This is a genomic window from Streptococcus sp. IsoGale022 (genome assembly GCF_031142805.1).
In the GTDB taxonomy this organism is placed as follows: domain Bacteria; phylum Bacillota; class Bacilli; order Lactobacillales; family Streptococcaceae; genus Streptococcus; species Streptococcus sanguinis_A.
In genome coordinates this window covers 63859-77181 of sequence record NZ_JAKZJI010000008.1, presented here as the reverse complement: position 1 = coordinate 77181, position 13323 = coordinate 63859, and the positions used below count along the sequence as shown (strand labels likewise).

Annotated in this window: 17 protein-coding genes; 14 read left to right on the top strand and 3 right to left on the bottom strand. The window is 44.6% G+C overall.

The features are described 5' to 3' along the window. Positions 1 to 35: 35 nt before the first annotated feature. From purE to purB, 9 genes are all read left to right on the top strand, one after another. On the top strand, positions 36 to 524 hold the full coding sequence (gene purE / locus RG608_RS05895) for a 5-(carboxyamino)imidazole ribonucleotide mutase (RefSeq protein WP_002894355.1): 489 nt from the start codon (positions 36 to 38) through the stop codon (positions 522 to 524). Continuing rightward, positions 511 to 1590 carry a 5-(carboxyamino)imidazole ribonucleotide synthase gene (gene purK, locus RG608_RS05890; RefSeq protein WP_268687857.1) on the top strand — a complete coding sequence of 360 codons (1080 nt, stop codon included), beginning with the start codon at positions 511 to 513 and terminating at the stop codon, positions 1588 to 1590. Before purE ends, purK begins: the two co-directional genes overlap by 14 nt. 147 nt (positions 1591 to 1737) lie before the next feature. Then, entirely contained in the window at positions 1738 to 2373 is a 636-nt protein-coding gene (locus RG608_RS05885; RefSeq protein WP_268687858.1) for a YdcF family protein, read from the top strand. A gap of 14 nt (positions 2374 to 2387) precedes the next feature. Beyond that, on the top strand, positions 2388 to 2615 hold the full coding sequence (locus RG608_RS05880) for a hypothetical protein (RefSeq protein ID WP_002894363.1): 228 nt from the start codon (positions 2388 to 2390) through the stop codon (positions 2613 to 2615). A 3-nt stretch (positions 2616 to 2618) separates the two neighbouring features. Then, positions 2619 to 3311 carry an aspartate/glutamate racemase family protein gene (locus RG608_RS05875; protein WP_268687859.1) on the top strand — a complete coding sequence of 231 codons (693 nt, stop codon included), beginning with the start codon at positions 2619 to 2621 and terminating at the stop codon, positions 3309 to 3311. Next, a complete protein-coding gene (locus RG608_RS05870) occupies positions 3308 to 3445 on the top strand; it encodes a hypothetical protein (protein WP_308946706.1) in 138 nt (45 codons plus the stop codon). The genes RG608_RS05875 and RG608_RS05870 overlap by 4 nt, the downstream gene beginning before the upstream one ends. Before the next feature lie 126 nt (positions 3446 to 3571). After that, positions 3572 to 4837 carry an FRG domain-containing protein gene (locus tag RG608_RS05865; protein ID WP_268687860.1) on the top strand — a complete coding sequence of 422 codons (1266 nt, stop codon included), beginning with the start codon at positions 3572 to 3574 and terminating at the stop codon, positions 4835 to 4837. A 70-nt stretch (positions 4838 to 4907) separates the two neighbouring features. After that, positions 4908 to 5135: a phosphoribosylaminoimidazole carboxylase gene (locus RG608_RS05860; protein ID WP_268687861.1), complete on the top strand. Its 228-nt coding sequence runs from the start codon at positions 4908 to 4910 to the stop codon at positions 5133 to 5135. Between the two features lie 54 nt (positions 5136 to 5189). Continuing rightward, the gene (gene purB, locus RG608_RS05855; protein WP_002898823.1) at positions 5190 to 6485 is read left to right on the top strand and encodes an adenylosuccinate lyase; all 1296 of its coding nucleotides are present in this window, start codon (positions 5190 to 5192) and stop codon (positions 6483 to 6485) included. A 44-nt stretch (positions 6486 to 6529) separates the two neighbouring features. Here purB and RG608_RS05850 read toward each other — a convergent pair whose 3' ends face one another. Both RG608_RS05850 and RG608_RS05845 read right to left on the bottom strand, forming a co-directional pair. After that, positions 6530 to 7096 carry an NAD(P)H-dependent oxidoreductase gene (locus RG608_RS05850; RefSeq protein ID WP_268687862.1) on the bottom strand — a complete coding sequence of 189 codons (567 nt, stop codon included), beginning with the start codon at positions 7094 to 7096 and terminating at the stop codon, positions 6530 to 6532. After that, a complete protein-coding gene (locus tag RG608_RS05845; RefSeq protein ID WP_268687863.1) occupies positions 7093 to 7689 on the bottom strand; it encodes a TetR/AcrR family transcriptional regulator in 597 nt (198 codons plus the stop codon). The genes RG608_RS05850 and RG608_RS05845 overlap by 4 nt, the downstream gene beginning before the upstream one ends. A 217-nt stretch (positions 7690 to 7906) precedes the next feature. Between RG608_RS05845 and dhaK the strand changes: the two genes are divergently transcribed. From dhaK to dhaM, 3 genes are read left to right on the top strand one after another with little or no spacing between them, the layout of a single operon-like run. Beyond that, entirely contained in the window at positions 7907 to 8896 is a 990-nt protein-coding gene (dhaK, locus tag RG608_RS05840) for a dihydroxyacetone kinase subunit DhaK (protein ID WP_268687864.1), read from the top strand. A gap of 10 nt (positions 8897 to 8906) precedes the next feature. Then, positions 8907 to 9485, top strand: a complete 579-nt coding sequence (gene dhaL, locus RG608_RS05835) for a dihydroxyacetone kinase subunit DhaL (RefSeq protein WP_268687865.1) — start codon at positions 8907 to 8909, stop codon at positions 9483 to 9485. After that, positions 9485 to 9859, top strand: coding sequence for a dihydroxyacetone kinase phosphoryl donor subunit DhaM (dhaM, locus tag RG608_RS05830; RefSeq protein ID WP_002898815.1), 375 nt, complete (start codon positions 9485 to 9487; stop codon positions 9857 to 9859). Before dhaL ends, dhaM begins: the two co-directional genes overlap by 1 nt. Positions 9860 to 10185: 326 nt before the next feature. Here dhaM and RG608_RS05825 read toward each other — a convergent pair whose 3' ends face one another. Beyond that, complete coding sequence (locus RG608_RS05825; RefSeq protein ID WP_002914224.1) at positions 10186 to 10902, bottom strand: GntR family transcriptional regulator; 717 nt, start codon at positions 10900 to 10902, stop codon at positions 10186 to 10188. Between the two features lie 139 nt (positions 10903 to 11041). Between RG608_RS05825 and RG608_RS05820 the strand changes: the two genes are divergently transcribed. Together RG608_RS05820 and RG608_RS05815 are read left to right on the top strand one after the other, a co-directional pair. Beyond that, entirely contained in the window at positions 11042 to 12829 is a 1788-nt protein-coding gene (locus RG608_RS05820) for a beta-galactosidase family protein (RefSeq protein WP_268687866.1), read from the top strand. Then, a complete protein-coding gene (locus RG608_RS05815; protein WP_002898809.1) occupies positions 12826 to 13302 on the top strand; it encodes a PTS system mannose/fructose/N-acetylgalactosamine-transporter subunit IIB in 477 nt (158 codons plus the stop codon). Before RG608_RS05820 ends, RG608_RS05815 begins: the two co-directional genes overlap by 4 nt. Positions 13303 to 13323: the final 21 nt, after the last annotated feature.

Sequence of the window (13323 nt, the reverse complement as noted above, 5' to 3'; positions counted from 1 at the left end):
TTTTTCGAAAGCGAATTGTCCCTTTGTATCTTAATATGAAACCAATTATTTCCATCATCATGGGCTCCAAATCCGACTGGGCTACCATGCAAAAAACAGCCGAAGTCCTAGATCGCTTCGGTGTTGCCTACGAAAAGAAAGTCGTCTCTGCCCACCGCACGCCTGACCTCATGTTTCAGCATGCGGAAGAAGCCCGCAGTCGGGGTATCAAGGTCATCATAGCAGGTGCTGGTGGTGCCGCGCATTTGCCAGGAATGGTAGCGGCTAAAACCACTCTGCCTGTCATCGGTGTACCAGTCAAATCTCGTGCTCTCAGCGGTCTGGACTCACTTTATTCGATTGTGCAGATGCCAGGCGGTGTGCCTGTGGCAACTATGGCTATTGGGGAAGCGGGAGCGACCAACGCTGCCCTGACTGCCCTTCGGATCTTGGCCATTGAAGATCAAGACCTAGCAGCAGCGCTAGCGGATTTTGCAGAAGAACAAGGAAAAATCGCTGAGGAGTCTAGTAATGAGCTCATCTAAAACAATCGGAATTATCGGTGGCGGCCAGCTGGGTCAGATGATGGCCATTTCTGCTATCTATATGGGGCACAAGGTTATCGCGCTGGATCCTGCGGCGGATTGCCCGGCCTCTCGTGTGGCAGAAATCATCGTGGCACCTTATAACGATGTGGATGCCCTGCGTCAGCTGGCGGAGCGTTGCGATGTCCTGACCTATGAGTTTGAAAATGTTGATGCCGACGGTTTGGATGCCGTTATCAAGGAGGGACAACTCCCTCAAGGAACGGACCTGCTCCGCATTTCTCAAAATCGGATTTTTGAAAAGGACTTTCTCTCAAACAAGGCGCAAGTCACCGTGGCACCCTACAAGGTCGTGACTTCTAGCCAAGACTTGGCAGATATAGACCTGTCCAAAAACTATGTCCTCAAGACTGCGACAGGTGGCTATGATGGCCACGGGCAAAAGGTCATTCGCTCGGCAGAAGACTTGGAAGAAGCCTATGCGCTGGCTGATTCGGCAGACTGCGTTTTGGAAGAGTTTGTCAACTTTGATCTTGAAATTTCTGTCATCGTGTCAGGGAATGGCAAGGATGTGACAGTTTTCCCAGTTCAGGAAAATATCCACCGCAACAACATCCTCTCTAAGACCATTGTTCCAGCTCGCATTTCAGAAAGTCTAGCTGAAAAAGCCAAAGCTATGGCAGTGCGAATAGCAGAACAATTGAACCTCTCTGGTACTCTCTGCGTGGAAATGTTTGCGACAGCTGATGACATCATCGTAAATGAGATTGCCCCACGACCACACAACTCTGGGCACTACTCCATCGAAGCCTGCGACTTCTCCCAGTTTGACACCCATATTTTAGGTGTTCTTGGAACACCATTGCCAGCTATTAAACTGCATGTGCCAGCTGTTATGCTCAATGTACTCGGTCAGCATGTCGAAGTCGCTGAAAAATATGTCACAGAAAATCCAAGCGCCCACCTCCACCTGTATGGTAAAATAGAAGCGAAGCACAATCGCAAGATGGGGCATGTGACTGTGTTTAGTGATACGCCAGATAGTGTGGATGAGTTTGGTGAGTAAGACAGGACCCCAGTTATAAGGTCCGTCGTCTTACCCCTGCAAGGTTGACTAGGCTTGTCGTAGCTGATAAAGTCAGCAAGAGAAGCCAGTCAACTACTGCTAGAAGGGATTGATTTTTAAGAAAACTCTGTGGAGGAAATGTTATAAATGAGACCAATTATCCCGAAAAGTCCAGAAGTTCCGAAAGAGTTCTCTGATAAAGAAATCTCTTTTTTGACTAAGAGTGTTTTTGGGGAAATAATCGAACCTCAGCCGTGTGATGTTTTATTTGTTTTCAGCGGGACTCACCCAGGCCACTGGGAAAAAGCTATTGAGGCTTACCAAAAAGGTTATGTAAGACGAATCATTGTGACCGGCGGCCGAAGTTTGACAGGAACGCCTCATCCAGATTGGAATGGACATACAGAGGCAGAGGTTATTATCCAGCATCTGATGGCTGGGGGCATTCCTGAAGCAGCGATTAAATCTGAAAACTCCTCTAGCAATACTTTAGAAAACGTACTGTTTGCCAAAGAAATTTTTGATTTTAACACTGTTGAGACCGTTATGTTCATTTGCAAAAGTCACGCGACTGGTAGGCAATGGCGGACCTTGGCTCAGCACTTGCCAAAGCAACTTCGCTACATCCCATATACCTTCAATGCCTTTTACAAGGATGTTGAGATTGGTCGGGATAGCTGGATGAATACAGACATTGGTAAGTCCAGAGTTTGGGGAGAATATCTGCGGCTTCTCCATTATGGAGAAAAGGGAGATATTTTAAAGTTAGATGTTGAATTGTGATATAGGAGGTTTCTATGATTCAAATCATCGTTAATGCTTTTGTGGAAGAAGGCAAAGAAACTGCCGTTGTGGAAGTGCTCTTTGCCAGTGCCGACCATGAAAAAGTAAAAGCCAAATATCAGGAATTAAAGATTCAATATCCAGACAATTATCTGGCTATCTATGATTTGCCATTGGATACAGATCTAAGTAGCTTGCCGCACTATCCGTCGGTGGCGATAAGCAAGGAGGAATTTGATTAGTCTATGAAAACTATAGGTCTGATTGGCGGTATGAGTTGGGAAAGTACCACATCTTACTACCAAATCATCAACGAAACCATTAAAAAAGAGCTGGGTGGCCTGCATTCTGCTAAGATTCTGCTTTACAGTGTTGATTTTGCAGAGGTTGAGCATTATCAGGCAGTCGGAGATTGGGAGAAAAGCGGTCAACTTTTGGCAGATATTGCTCAGCGCTTAGAGCAAGCTGGTGCAGATTTCATCGTTATTTGCACCAACACCATGCACAAGGTTGCTCCGCAGATACAAGAAAAGATTACGATTCCAATCTTGCATATTGCGCAGGCAACCGCGCAGGCCTTGTTGGCTGACGGTATTCAAAGAGTCGGCCTCCTAGGAACCAAGTACACCATGACTCAAGATTTTTACAAGGAGAAATTAATAGAGTCTGGGTTAGAAGTGCTGATTCCAGACCAAGCTGGTATTACAGAGGTCAATCGGATCATTTATGACGAACTCTGTCTAGGAGATATCAAAGAAAGCTCAAAGCAGACTTATCTTGCCGTTATAAATGATTTGAAAAAAGCAGGCGCAGAAGCTGTTATATTGGGCTGTACTGAGATTGGTCTCCTCGTCAAGCAATCCGACACCGACCTGCCTCTCTACGACACAACGGTGATCCATGCAGAGAAAGCAGCGGAGTGGGCGGTAAATAAGTGACCATAGAAGACAAGCGCAACCGTAGAGTAGGGCATGTGACTGTATTTAGTGATACGCCAGATAGTGTGGTTGAGTTTGGGGAGCAAGACAAGACTCCAGTTATAAGGTCCGTCGTCTTACCCCTGCAAAGTTGACTAGGCTTGTCGTAGCTGATAAAGCCAGCAAGAGAAGTCAGTCAACTACTGCTAGAAGGGATTGATTTTTAGGTGATTGGAAATATAATAACAAAATGTTTATCGAAATTTAAAAGTGAGGAAACAATGGTAACGATAGGGAAGCCCATAAATTCTCTAGAAGAATATACAGTATTTATTAATGAAATTTCAACAAAAACTCAAGATGGACCAAAAAAGACTATATTTTTTAGGGGAGAAAGCGGATGTTATCCCAAAAGACTACCGGGAATTTTTAGATCTGCGAAAAAAAATAACGAGCTAGAGCCAGAGAAACCAATGTTTAAGATATTGGTAGAGGATGGGACTAAGGATTATTATTTTGAAATTTTTCAGGAATTAGGATGGCCTATAACTTCTTTTGGAACTAAATTATTTGAATGGATTGTTGAAGTTCAACATTATGGAGCAGTTACAAGTATTCTAGATATTAGTATGAATGCACTAGTCGGTCTATTTTTTGCTTGTAGCGGGAATCAGGAAAGTGATGGTAAATTATATGTATATACACCATTAACTGATAATGAAAAACAATATTTTGGACATACGATATCTATAATGACGGCATTGAATTTTATTCCTCGTTCTCAAATAGATGGTTTTATAGAGTTCCTGAGGGCCCTAATGTCGGAATTCCCTGAAGAAGAAAGGTCTAGATTTTTCTCACGGAGTTTTACCATTGCTGATATTGTCCACAAATTAACAGAGGAGTTTAATAGTAAGACTTTATCAGCTAACATTGAAGAGTTTGGAGAAGATGTGTTTAAAATACCATTTAAGGCTCTTAATATAAAAAATATGGAAGGAGTTGAAACAATAACTGTTTCGGAAGACGAAGCAAAAAATCAAATAGTAAAATTATTAGAGCCATTTTTACAAGATGATCCTTATTTAAGTTATTTAGGAGAACAAGGAAAACAAAATTTAAACATTGAACATTATCAAAAATATCTTTTATCCAATATAGAGATATTGCTCGCACCATTTTTGGAGCAACTAAATCAGAACTCGGGTCGAAATGAAATTTTAAAGTTTCCAGTTGCAATTTTTGAAGACATTCAGAAAAGCTATATTGTAAAGCCTGCAAAGATAAATGAGAGAATAAAACATCAAAGTGGTGCATTTATTATTCCAGGGTATATTTCTTCTAGAGGGATAAGTTTTGAGATTATGCAGGAAAAAATAGATGAATCAATACAACAATCAATTAGGTTAGAGTATGAATTGGTAATTCCAAAAGAAAAAAAACAAGAAATTCTTGAACAATTAAGAATATTTGGAATTGATGAGGGATTTATTTATCCAGATATTGAACATATATCTAGAGCTATTTCTGATAAATATAAAATATAAATACTAGAAAGGAACAAGGGCTCACGTATTCACCAAAACTGAATACGGGCTACGGACTTGATCAATTCTTATGATTCAACTCATTGTCAACGCATTTGTCGAAAAAGAGAAGACTGGAGCAGTCGTCGAAGTCTTGTATGCTAGTAGCGATTACGAAAAGGTGAAAGCCAAGTATGAAGAGCTAGTTACACAATTTCCTGAAAACTATTTAGCTATCTATGATGTCCCGCTGGATACGGATTTGAATACACTAGATCACTATCCATCAGTGTGGATTAGCAAAGAAGAATTTGAATAAAGTGATTGCCGGTTGCTAACTGATGTGAAACATCAAACGAAAGGAAAATAAAACATGATTGAAAGATATAGTCGCCCCGAGATGGCGAACATTTGGACTGAGGAAAATAAGTACAAGGCTTGGCTGGAGGTTGAGATTCTAGCTGATGAGGCCTGGGCTGAGCTGGGTGAGATTCCCAAGGAAGATGTGGCCTTGATTCGTGAGAAGGCCGGCTTTGATATTGACCGCATTTTAGAGATTGAGCAGGAGACGCGCCACGATGTGGTGGCCTTCACGCGGGCGGTTTCTGAGACGTTGGGAGAGGAGCGCAAGTGGGTGCACTATGGCCTGACCTCGACCGATGTGGTGGATACGGCCTACGGCTACCTCTACAAGCAGGCCAATGACATTATTCGTGAGGACCTGCGTCGCTTTACCGACATTATTGCAGAGCGGGCGCGGGAGCACAAGTTCACCATCATGATGGGACGGACCCACGGGGTGCATGCGGAGCCGACGACTTTCGGCCTTAAGCTCGCAACTTGGTACAGCGAAATGAAGCGCAATATCGAGCGTTTTGAGCTTGCGGCTGCGGGTGTGGAAGCTGGGAAAATTTCTGGTGCGGTTGGGAACTTTGCCAATATTCCGCCATTCGTGGAAAGCTATGTCTGTGAGAAATTAGGTATCCGTCCGCAGGAGATTTCGACTCAAGTCCTGCCACGTGACCTCCACGCTGAATACTTCTCAGCTCTAGCCTTGATTGCGACGTCTATCGAGCGCATGGCAACTGAAATCCGTGGTCTGCAAAAGTCTGAGCAGCGCGAGGTCGAAGAGTTCTTTGCTAAGGGGCAAAAGGGTAGCTCAGCTATGCCTCACAAACGCAATCCAATCGGCTCTGAAAATATGACTGGTCTGGCGCGTGTCATTCGCGGTCACATGGTGACAGCCTTTGAGAATGTCTCTCTCTGGCATGAGCGCGACATTTCCCACTCATCTGCTGAGCGGATCATCGCTCCAGACACGACCATTCTTATCGACTACATGCTCAACCGCTTTGGTAATATCGTCAAGAACTTGACCGTCTTCCCAGAAAACATGAAGCGCAACATGAACTCGACCTTTGGTCTCATCTTCAGCCAGCGGGCTATGTTGACCTTAATTGAAAAAGGCATGACGCGGGAGCAGGCTTATGACTTGGTGCAGCCAAAGACTGCCCAGTCTTGGGACAATCAAGTGGACTTCAAGCCTCTGCTCGAAGCGGACCCAGAAGTCACTTCCCGTCTGACTCAAGAAGAGATTGATGAAATCTTCAACCCAGTTTACTACACCAAGCGCGTAGATGAAATCTTCAAGCGCGTGGGCTTAGATTAAATATAAAAATAGGCGCTTCTTACGAAGTGCCTATTTGCTTTATCTTAAATTTGACTGGCTAGCCGCCCGATTTTCTTGAGCATTTCTTGGCGTTGTTGGACTGTTTTGCGTTCTACTCCGTTGAGCTCGGTCAGTTTGACTGGAGAAATACCACAAAGTTTCAGGATTTGATTTTTAAGTACCTTGCCGTAGTCTTGGACAAAAGGCAGGGCAAAACCTGGTGTATTATGGCTGACGATAATCCAGCCGGACTTACCTTGCAGGTGGCCTTGGAGTCCGACTTTCTTATAAGAGTAGGCAAAGTCAGCCACAAAGACACGGTCGATAAAGCCTTTGAGAATGGCCGGCATACCGCTCCACCAGATAGGGAAAATGAAAATCAGATGGTCTGCCCAAGTGATTAAATCTCGGTATTTGGCCATTTCAGGGTCTTTATGCAGGTCACGGCGTCTGTGTTCTTGGTCAAAGCGCAAAATCGGGTCAAAATTTTCAGCATACAAGTCTAAGGTTTTCACCTCATGCTTCTTAGAAAGGTTGCTTTGAACTTCTTTGAGAATAGCAGCATTGAAGCCAGTTGGGCTGGGGTGGGTGTAAATAATCAAGGTTTTCATGATCGTTCTCCTTTGATATAAATGTCAAGCATATGCTCAATCGTGCTTTGGATGGCTTGAGGATCAAGGTCTTGTCCGATAGGACTGTTGGTCAGAACAGCTAGACCTGTGATAAAGCTCCAAAAGTGAAAAAGGCTTTCTGCTTCGCTATTGCTAAAATTTTCCTCCTTGCGAAGCTTTAAAACAAGCTCCTTAAATTTATCAAATCCAGGCAAGTCCGACTCCAAGAGAATAGTGTCCTGCGTCACCTTCATATATTTAAAAGGAAATTTGATAAAGAGAGCCTCGAAAAAATGCGGGTAGGTCTTGGCAAAAATAATGAAATTAAGTCCAAGTTGGGTCAGCTGATCACGTGCAGAAGCTGTCGCATCAATATTTTCATTGATTTCCTGATTGAGAAACAGCGAAAGCTGGGTCAAAACCACCTTGAGGTAGCCTTCCTTGCTCTCAAAATGGCGGTAAGGGCTGCCGTGAGTCACACCGCAGGCCTTGGCAACAGTCCTGAGCGAAAGCTGTTCAATTCCATGTTTTCCGATTTCTTCAATCCCTGTTTGAATGAGCTGTTCTTTCAGCTGGGCAGTATTTCGTTTCATGTATCTCCTCCAAAAGTATACACTGTCTACTTATCTATCTTTAGTATACGCTGTCTACTTTTTATTGTCAACTAATTTGATGCTTTCTTCTAGTCCAGGATGTGACAGAATTTGCTTTCGGTAAGATAAAATGTTAAAATAACATCAAAATGATAGCGCTTTCTTTTCAGGGTAAATTGCTCAATTATAAAGAAGCGCCGAGAAACGGAGGACACCTATGAAGAAAATTATCAACGATCCAACAGCAGTTGTGGACGAGATGCTGGACGGCTTGGCCTATATTCACAGCGATTTGGTTTATCGGGTGGAGGGCTTTGATATCATTGCCCGCAAGAGTGAGAAGACAGGCAAGGTTGGCCTGATTTCTGGCGGTGGCAGTGGTCATGAGCCTTCCCATGCTGGCTTTGTCGGAGAGGGTATGCTGTCGGCCGCTATCTGCGGAGCAGTCTTTACTTCACCAACACCTGATCAGGTCTTGCAGGCTATCAAGGAAGCAGATGAGGGAGCTGGGGTCTTCATGGTGATTAAGAATTACTCCGGCGACATCATGAACTTTGAAATGGCTCAGGAAATGGCTGAGATGGAAGGGATTGAGGTGGCTAGTGTTGTCGTAGATGACGATATCGCAGTGGAAGACAGCCTCTATACTCAAGGTCGCCGCGGAGTGGCTGGTACCATTCTTGTCCATAAGATTCTAGGGGATGCGGCGCGTGCAGGCAAATCTCTGACTGAAATCAAGGCTCTGGCTGATGAGCTGGTCAAACATATTCACACAGTTGGCTTGGCTCTGAGCGGGGCAACCGTGCCAGAAGTCGGCAAGCCTGGTTTTGTTTTGGCTGATGATGAGATAGAGTTCGGTATTGGCATCCATGGTGAGCCAGGCTATCGCAAGGAAAAGATGCAGCCGTCTAAGGACTTAGCCAAGGAACTAGTCGAAAAGCTCAGTCAGTCTGTTGAGCTCAAATCTGGTAAGAAAATTGGTATCCTCATCAATGGTATGGGTGCAACACCACTCATGGAGCAGTATGTATTTGCGGCCGATGTAGCAGATCTTCTGGCAGATGCTGGAGTCGAAGTTGTCTATAAAAAGCTGGGTAATTACATGACCTCCATTGATATGGCAGGGATTTCTCTGACCTTTATCCAGCTGGACCAGCCAGATTGGCTGACAGCTCTCAACAGTCCTGTCACGACAGCCGCTTGGTAAGGAGGTGCTTATGGACGCAGCAAGAGCAAAAAAATGGATGCAGTTGTTCAACGAGAAGATTCAGGATCAGAAAGCCTATCTATCTGATCTCGATACTCCTATTGGCGACGGTGATCATGGTGGCAATATGGCTAGGGGAATGGCGGCAGCAGTAGAGAGTCTGGCTGCTAAGGACTTTGTCAGTGCGGCTGAGGTTTTTCAGGCTGTTTCCATGCAGCTGATTAGCAAGGTCGGCGGTGCTTCAGGCCCTCTTTATGGCTCGGCCTTCATGGGCATGGCCAAGGCGGAAAAAGACGGCAAAGACTTGTCAGAAGTCATCCAAGTTGGGCTGGACATGATTCAGAAACGGGGCAAGGCTGTGCCAGGCGAGAAGACCATGGTTGATGTCTGGTCGGGGATTCCTGTTTCTCTGCAGTCTGGAGACTTGTCACGTGAAAAGATTGGCTCACTAGTGGAAGCGACCAAAGATCTGAAAGCGACTAAGGGGCGGGCTTCCTATGTCGGTGAGCGCTCTATCGGCCATATCGATCCCGGTTCGGCTTCATCTGGTCTCCTCTTTGAGGCTCTTCTAGAAACGGAGGCAGGCTGATGGCAGATACTGGCATTCTTATCGTTTCCCATTCCAAAAACCTGGCCCAAGGCTTGTTTGACCTCATTTCGCAGGTGGCGGCAGATGTGGCCATCAGCTATGTGGGCGGGTTGGACGACGGTAGCATCGGGACGAGCTTTGAAGGGATTCAGGCAGCTTTAGATGCCAATGACAAGGACACTATTTTGGCCTTTTTCGATTTGGGCTCAGCTCGGATGAATCTCGAAATGGTCGCAGACTTTTCTGACAAGGAAATCATTATCAATAATGTTCCTTTGGTAGAGGGAGCCTATACGGCTGCTGCTCTTCTTCAGGCCGGGGCAGATTTGCCTAATGTTTTGCTTCAGGTCCGTGAATTAGAAATAAAGAAATAGCAGGTTTTCTAAAGACTTGATGAACGATTTCATTTGCAAAATAAGGAACATTTTATATCAAAAGCTGGGATTTAATCCCAGCTTTTTTGCTTTATCCTTGTACCAATTTTCAGGGGAATAGCCAGTGTTTCTTATTTTTTCTTCTTTAAATCAATTAAAAATAGGACAAATAAATAGGCTGTGTTTACTTTTTGACAGAATTCACTTTTTAATGAACAAAAGTTCTTAGAATGGATTGCAAATTGGTATAGATAGACTTATAATAGATATAAGTACACAAGATGAAACAAAAAACGACAGCCGATTAGAAGCCATCGTTTTCAATCTTAGTGGTCCCGATTGCAGGAAATGAACTTGATCTTGAAGAAGTCACCGCGTTTGTAAGTTTCGCTATACTCTAAGATCTGTCCAGTGCTTTCCAGCTGGGTAATCTTTACCTGATGAACGGTCGGGAAGTTGGTATCAACTTCCAGTACTTTCGCAACATCTTTTGGTGTTGGGAAGACAATTTCATTGGTCTCTTCAAAATGCTCATCATTCATGTGAATGTGGTAGTCAGTTTTGAAGCGGTTGTAGATGGAGCTGTAGTAGTCCATATCTGGATAGTTAGGATTGATGTACTGCTCAGGGATATAGGTTTGGTGATAGATATAGATTTTATCGCCAGTCCGTCTGATCCGGTCAATCTTATAGTAGAACTGCGTTGGTGCTAGTTCTAGCTTATCCAAGATTTTCAGGTCATTCCCACGCTTGATGGAGAGAACAGTCACCTTATCTTTTTGTATAGGGAAGGTCTCAACGTCAGAAAATTCCACCAGTTTGTGCTTTCTTGCACGTGAAACGAAGGTTCCCTTGCCTTGCTGGCGGATGATGTAACCATCGTTGGCCAGTTCATTCAAAGCGCGGACAACGGTAATGGAGCTGACATTAAACATCTGAATCAGCTCAGCCTCTGTGTAAAACTTATCGCCATTTTCAAATTTGCCAGAAATGATTTGCTGCTTGAGCTCATCTTTGATTTGTTGGTATTTTGGAATAGCCATTTTGTTCACCTCTCTTTTTTTACTTATCTTACTTAAGATTTTAACATATTTTTAAAAAAAATGTTGACATTTATGCAAAAATTTATTATATTAATATTAACAAGAGATGAAAGCGGTTTTATACCTGAGGGAACATTAGATGGCAAGATTCAAAATTGGTCATTCCTTCTGTTTGGATGATCGGGAGTTTAAGATTTTATCGGGAGCCATTCACTATTTTCGGGTACAGCCTGAAGATTGGTATCATTCCCTTTATAATCTCAAAGCTCTGGGCTTTAACACAGTGGAGACTTATCTTCCCTGGAATATGCACGAACCCCAAAAAGGTGTCTTTAACTTCCAAGGGATTTTAGATATTGAGGCATTTTTACAGACAGCTCAGGATTTGGGACTTTATGCCATTATCCGCCCTTCGCCTTTTATCTGCGCGGAGTGGGAGTTCGGTGGTCTGCCGGCCTGGCTGCTCAATGAAAATATGCGCATCCGCTCATCAGATGAGGCCTTTCTGCAGGCCGTGGCCAGCTATTATGACCAGCTGCTGCCTCGACTGACTCCAAGGCTGCTGGATAATGGGGGAAATATCCTCATGATGCAGGTGGAAAATGAGTACGGTTCTTATGGAGAAGACAAGGCCTACCTAAGAGCAATCAGACAGCTCATGGAAGAACGAGGTGTAACCTGTCCGCTCTTTACTTCAGACGGACCTTGGCGGGCAACGCTTCAAGCTGGTACATTGATTGATGATGATGTCTTTGTGACGGGGAATTTCGGCTCCAAGGCAGATTACAATTTTGCCCAGATGCAGGAATTCTTTGACGAGCATGGCAAAAAGTGGCCGCTCATGTGTATGGAGTTCTGGGATGGCTGGTTCAATCGCTGGAAAGAACCTATCATCAAGCGAGATCCAGACGAGCTGGCTCAAGCTGTTCACGAAGTGCTCCAGCAGGGCTCAATCAATCTCTATATGTTTCATGGCGGTACCAACTTTGGCTTTATGAACGGCTGTTCGGCCAGAGGGGTCATTGACCTGCCACAGGTAACTTCCTATGACTATGATGCTCTACTCGATGAGCGTGGCAATCCGACGGACAAGTACTATGCAGTCCAGAGGATGCTGAAAGAGCATTATCCAGAGTATCCACAGATGGAGCCGCTGGTGAAAGAGTCTTTTGAACTCAGGAATATCCCGCTCAGTCAGAAAGTTAGTCTCTTTGAGACACTGCCTGACTTGGCTCAGCCTATCGAAAGTCTCTATCCGATGAAGATGGAGGAGCTGGGGCAAAATGTCGGCTACCTGCTCTATCGGACTTGGGCTAGTTGGGATGCTAATCAGGAAAGGCTCCGTGTCATTGACGGCCGCGACCGTATGCAGCTCTATGTGGACGGTCAGCACATAGCAACCCAGTACCAGACAGAAATCGGTCAGGATATCATGGTGGACGGCCAGAAAAAGGCAGAGCACCAGATTGATATTTTGATGGAAAATATGGGCCGGGTCAATTATGGCCACAAGCTCTTGGCAGATACCCAGCAAAAAGGCATCCGTACCGGTGTCTGCAAGGACCTGCACTTCCTGCTTGACTGGCAGCATTATCCATTGCCGCTGGACCATCCAGAAAAAATCGACTTTTCAAAAGGGTGGCAGGAAAATCAACCAGCTTTTTACGCTTTTGACTTCAAAATGAAAGCGCTTAAAGATACTTACCTGGATCTGTCTGACTTTGGCAAGGGTGTTGTCTTTGTCAACGGTGTCAGCATTGGCCGTTTCTGGAATGTCGGACCGACCCTATCGCTCTATATCCCGCACAGCCTGCTCAGAGAGGGCGACAATCGCATCATTATCTTTGAGACAGAAGGGATCTACAGCGAAACCATTCACTTAGTTAACAAACCTACATTTAAAACAATAAAGGGGGAAAATCTATGACAATAGTAGGTGCACGTATCGATGGACGTTTGATCCATGGACAGGTAGCCAATCTTTGGACTACCAAGCTTAACATTTCACGCATTATGGTGATTGACGATGAGGTAGCTGAAAATGCTATCGAAAAGAGCGGGCTCAAGCTCGCAACGCCAGCTGGTGTGAAACTAAGTGTCTTACCGATTGCTAAGGCAGCAGAAAATATCTTAGCTGGCAAGTATGATTCGCAGCGACTCTTGATTGTCGCCCGCAAGCCAGACCGCTTCCTGCGGTTGGTCGAAGCTGGTGTTCCGCTGGAAACGCTGAACGTCGGCAATATGTCTCAGTCAGACGAAACTCGCTCCATTACCCGCTCTATCAATGTGGTAGATGCAGATGTTGAAGCCTTTCACAAGCTTCATGAAAAAGGAGTAAAACTGACAGCGCAAATGGTTCCCAACGATCCGGTTGAGGATTTCATGAAGTTATTAAAATAAGACAAAATTTTAGGAGGACAT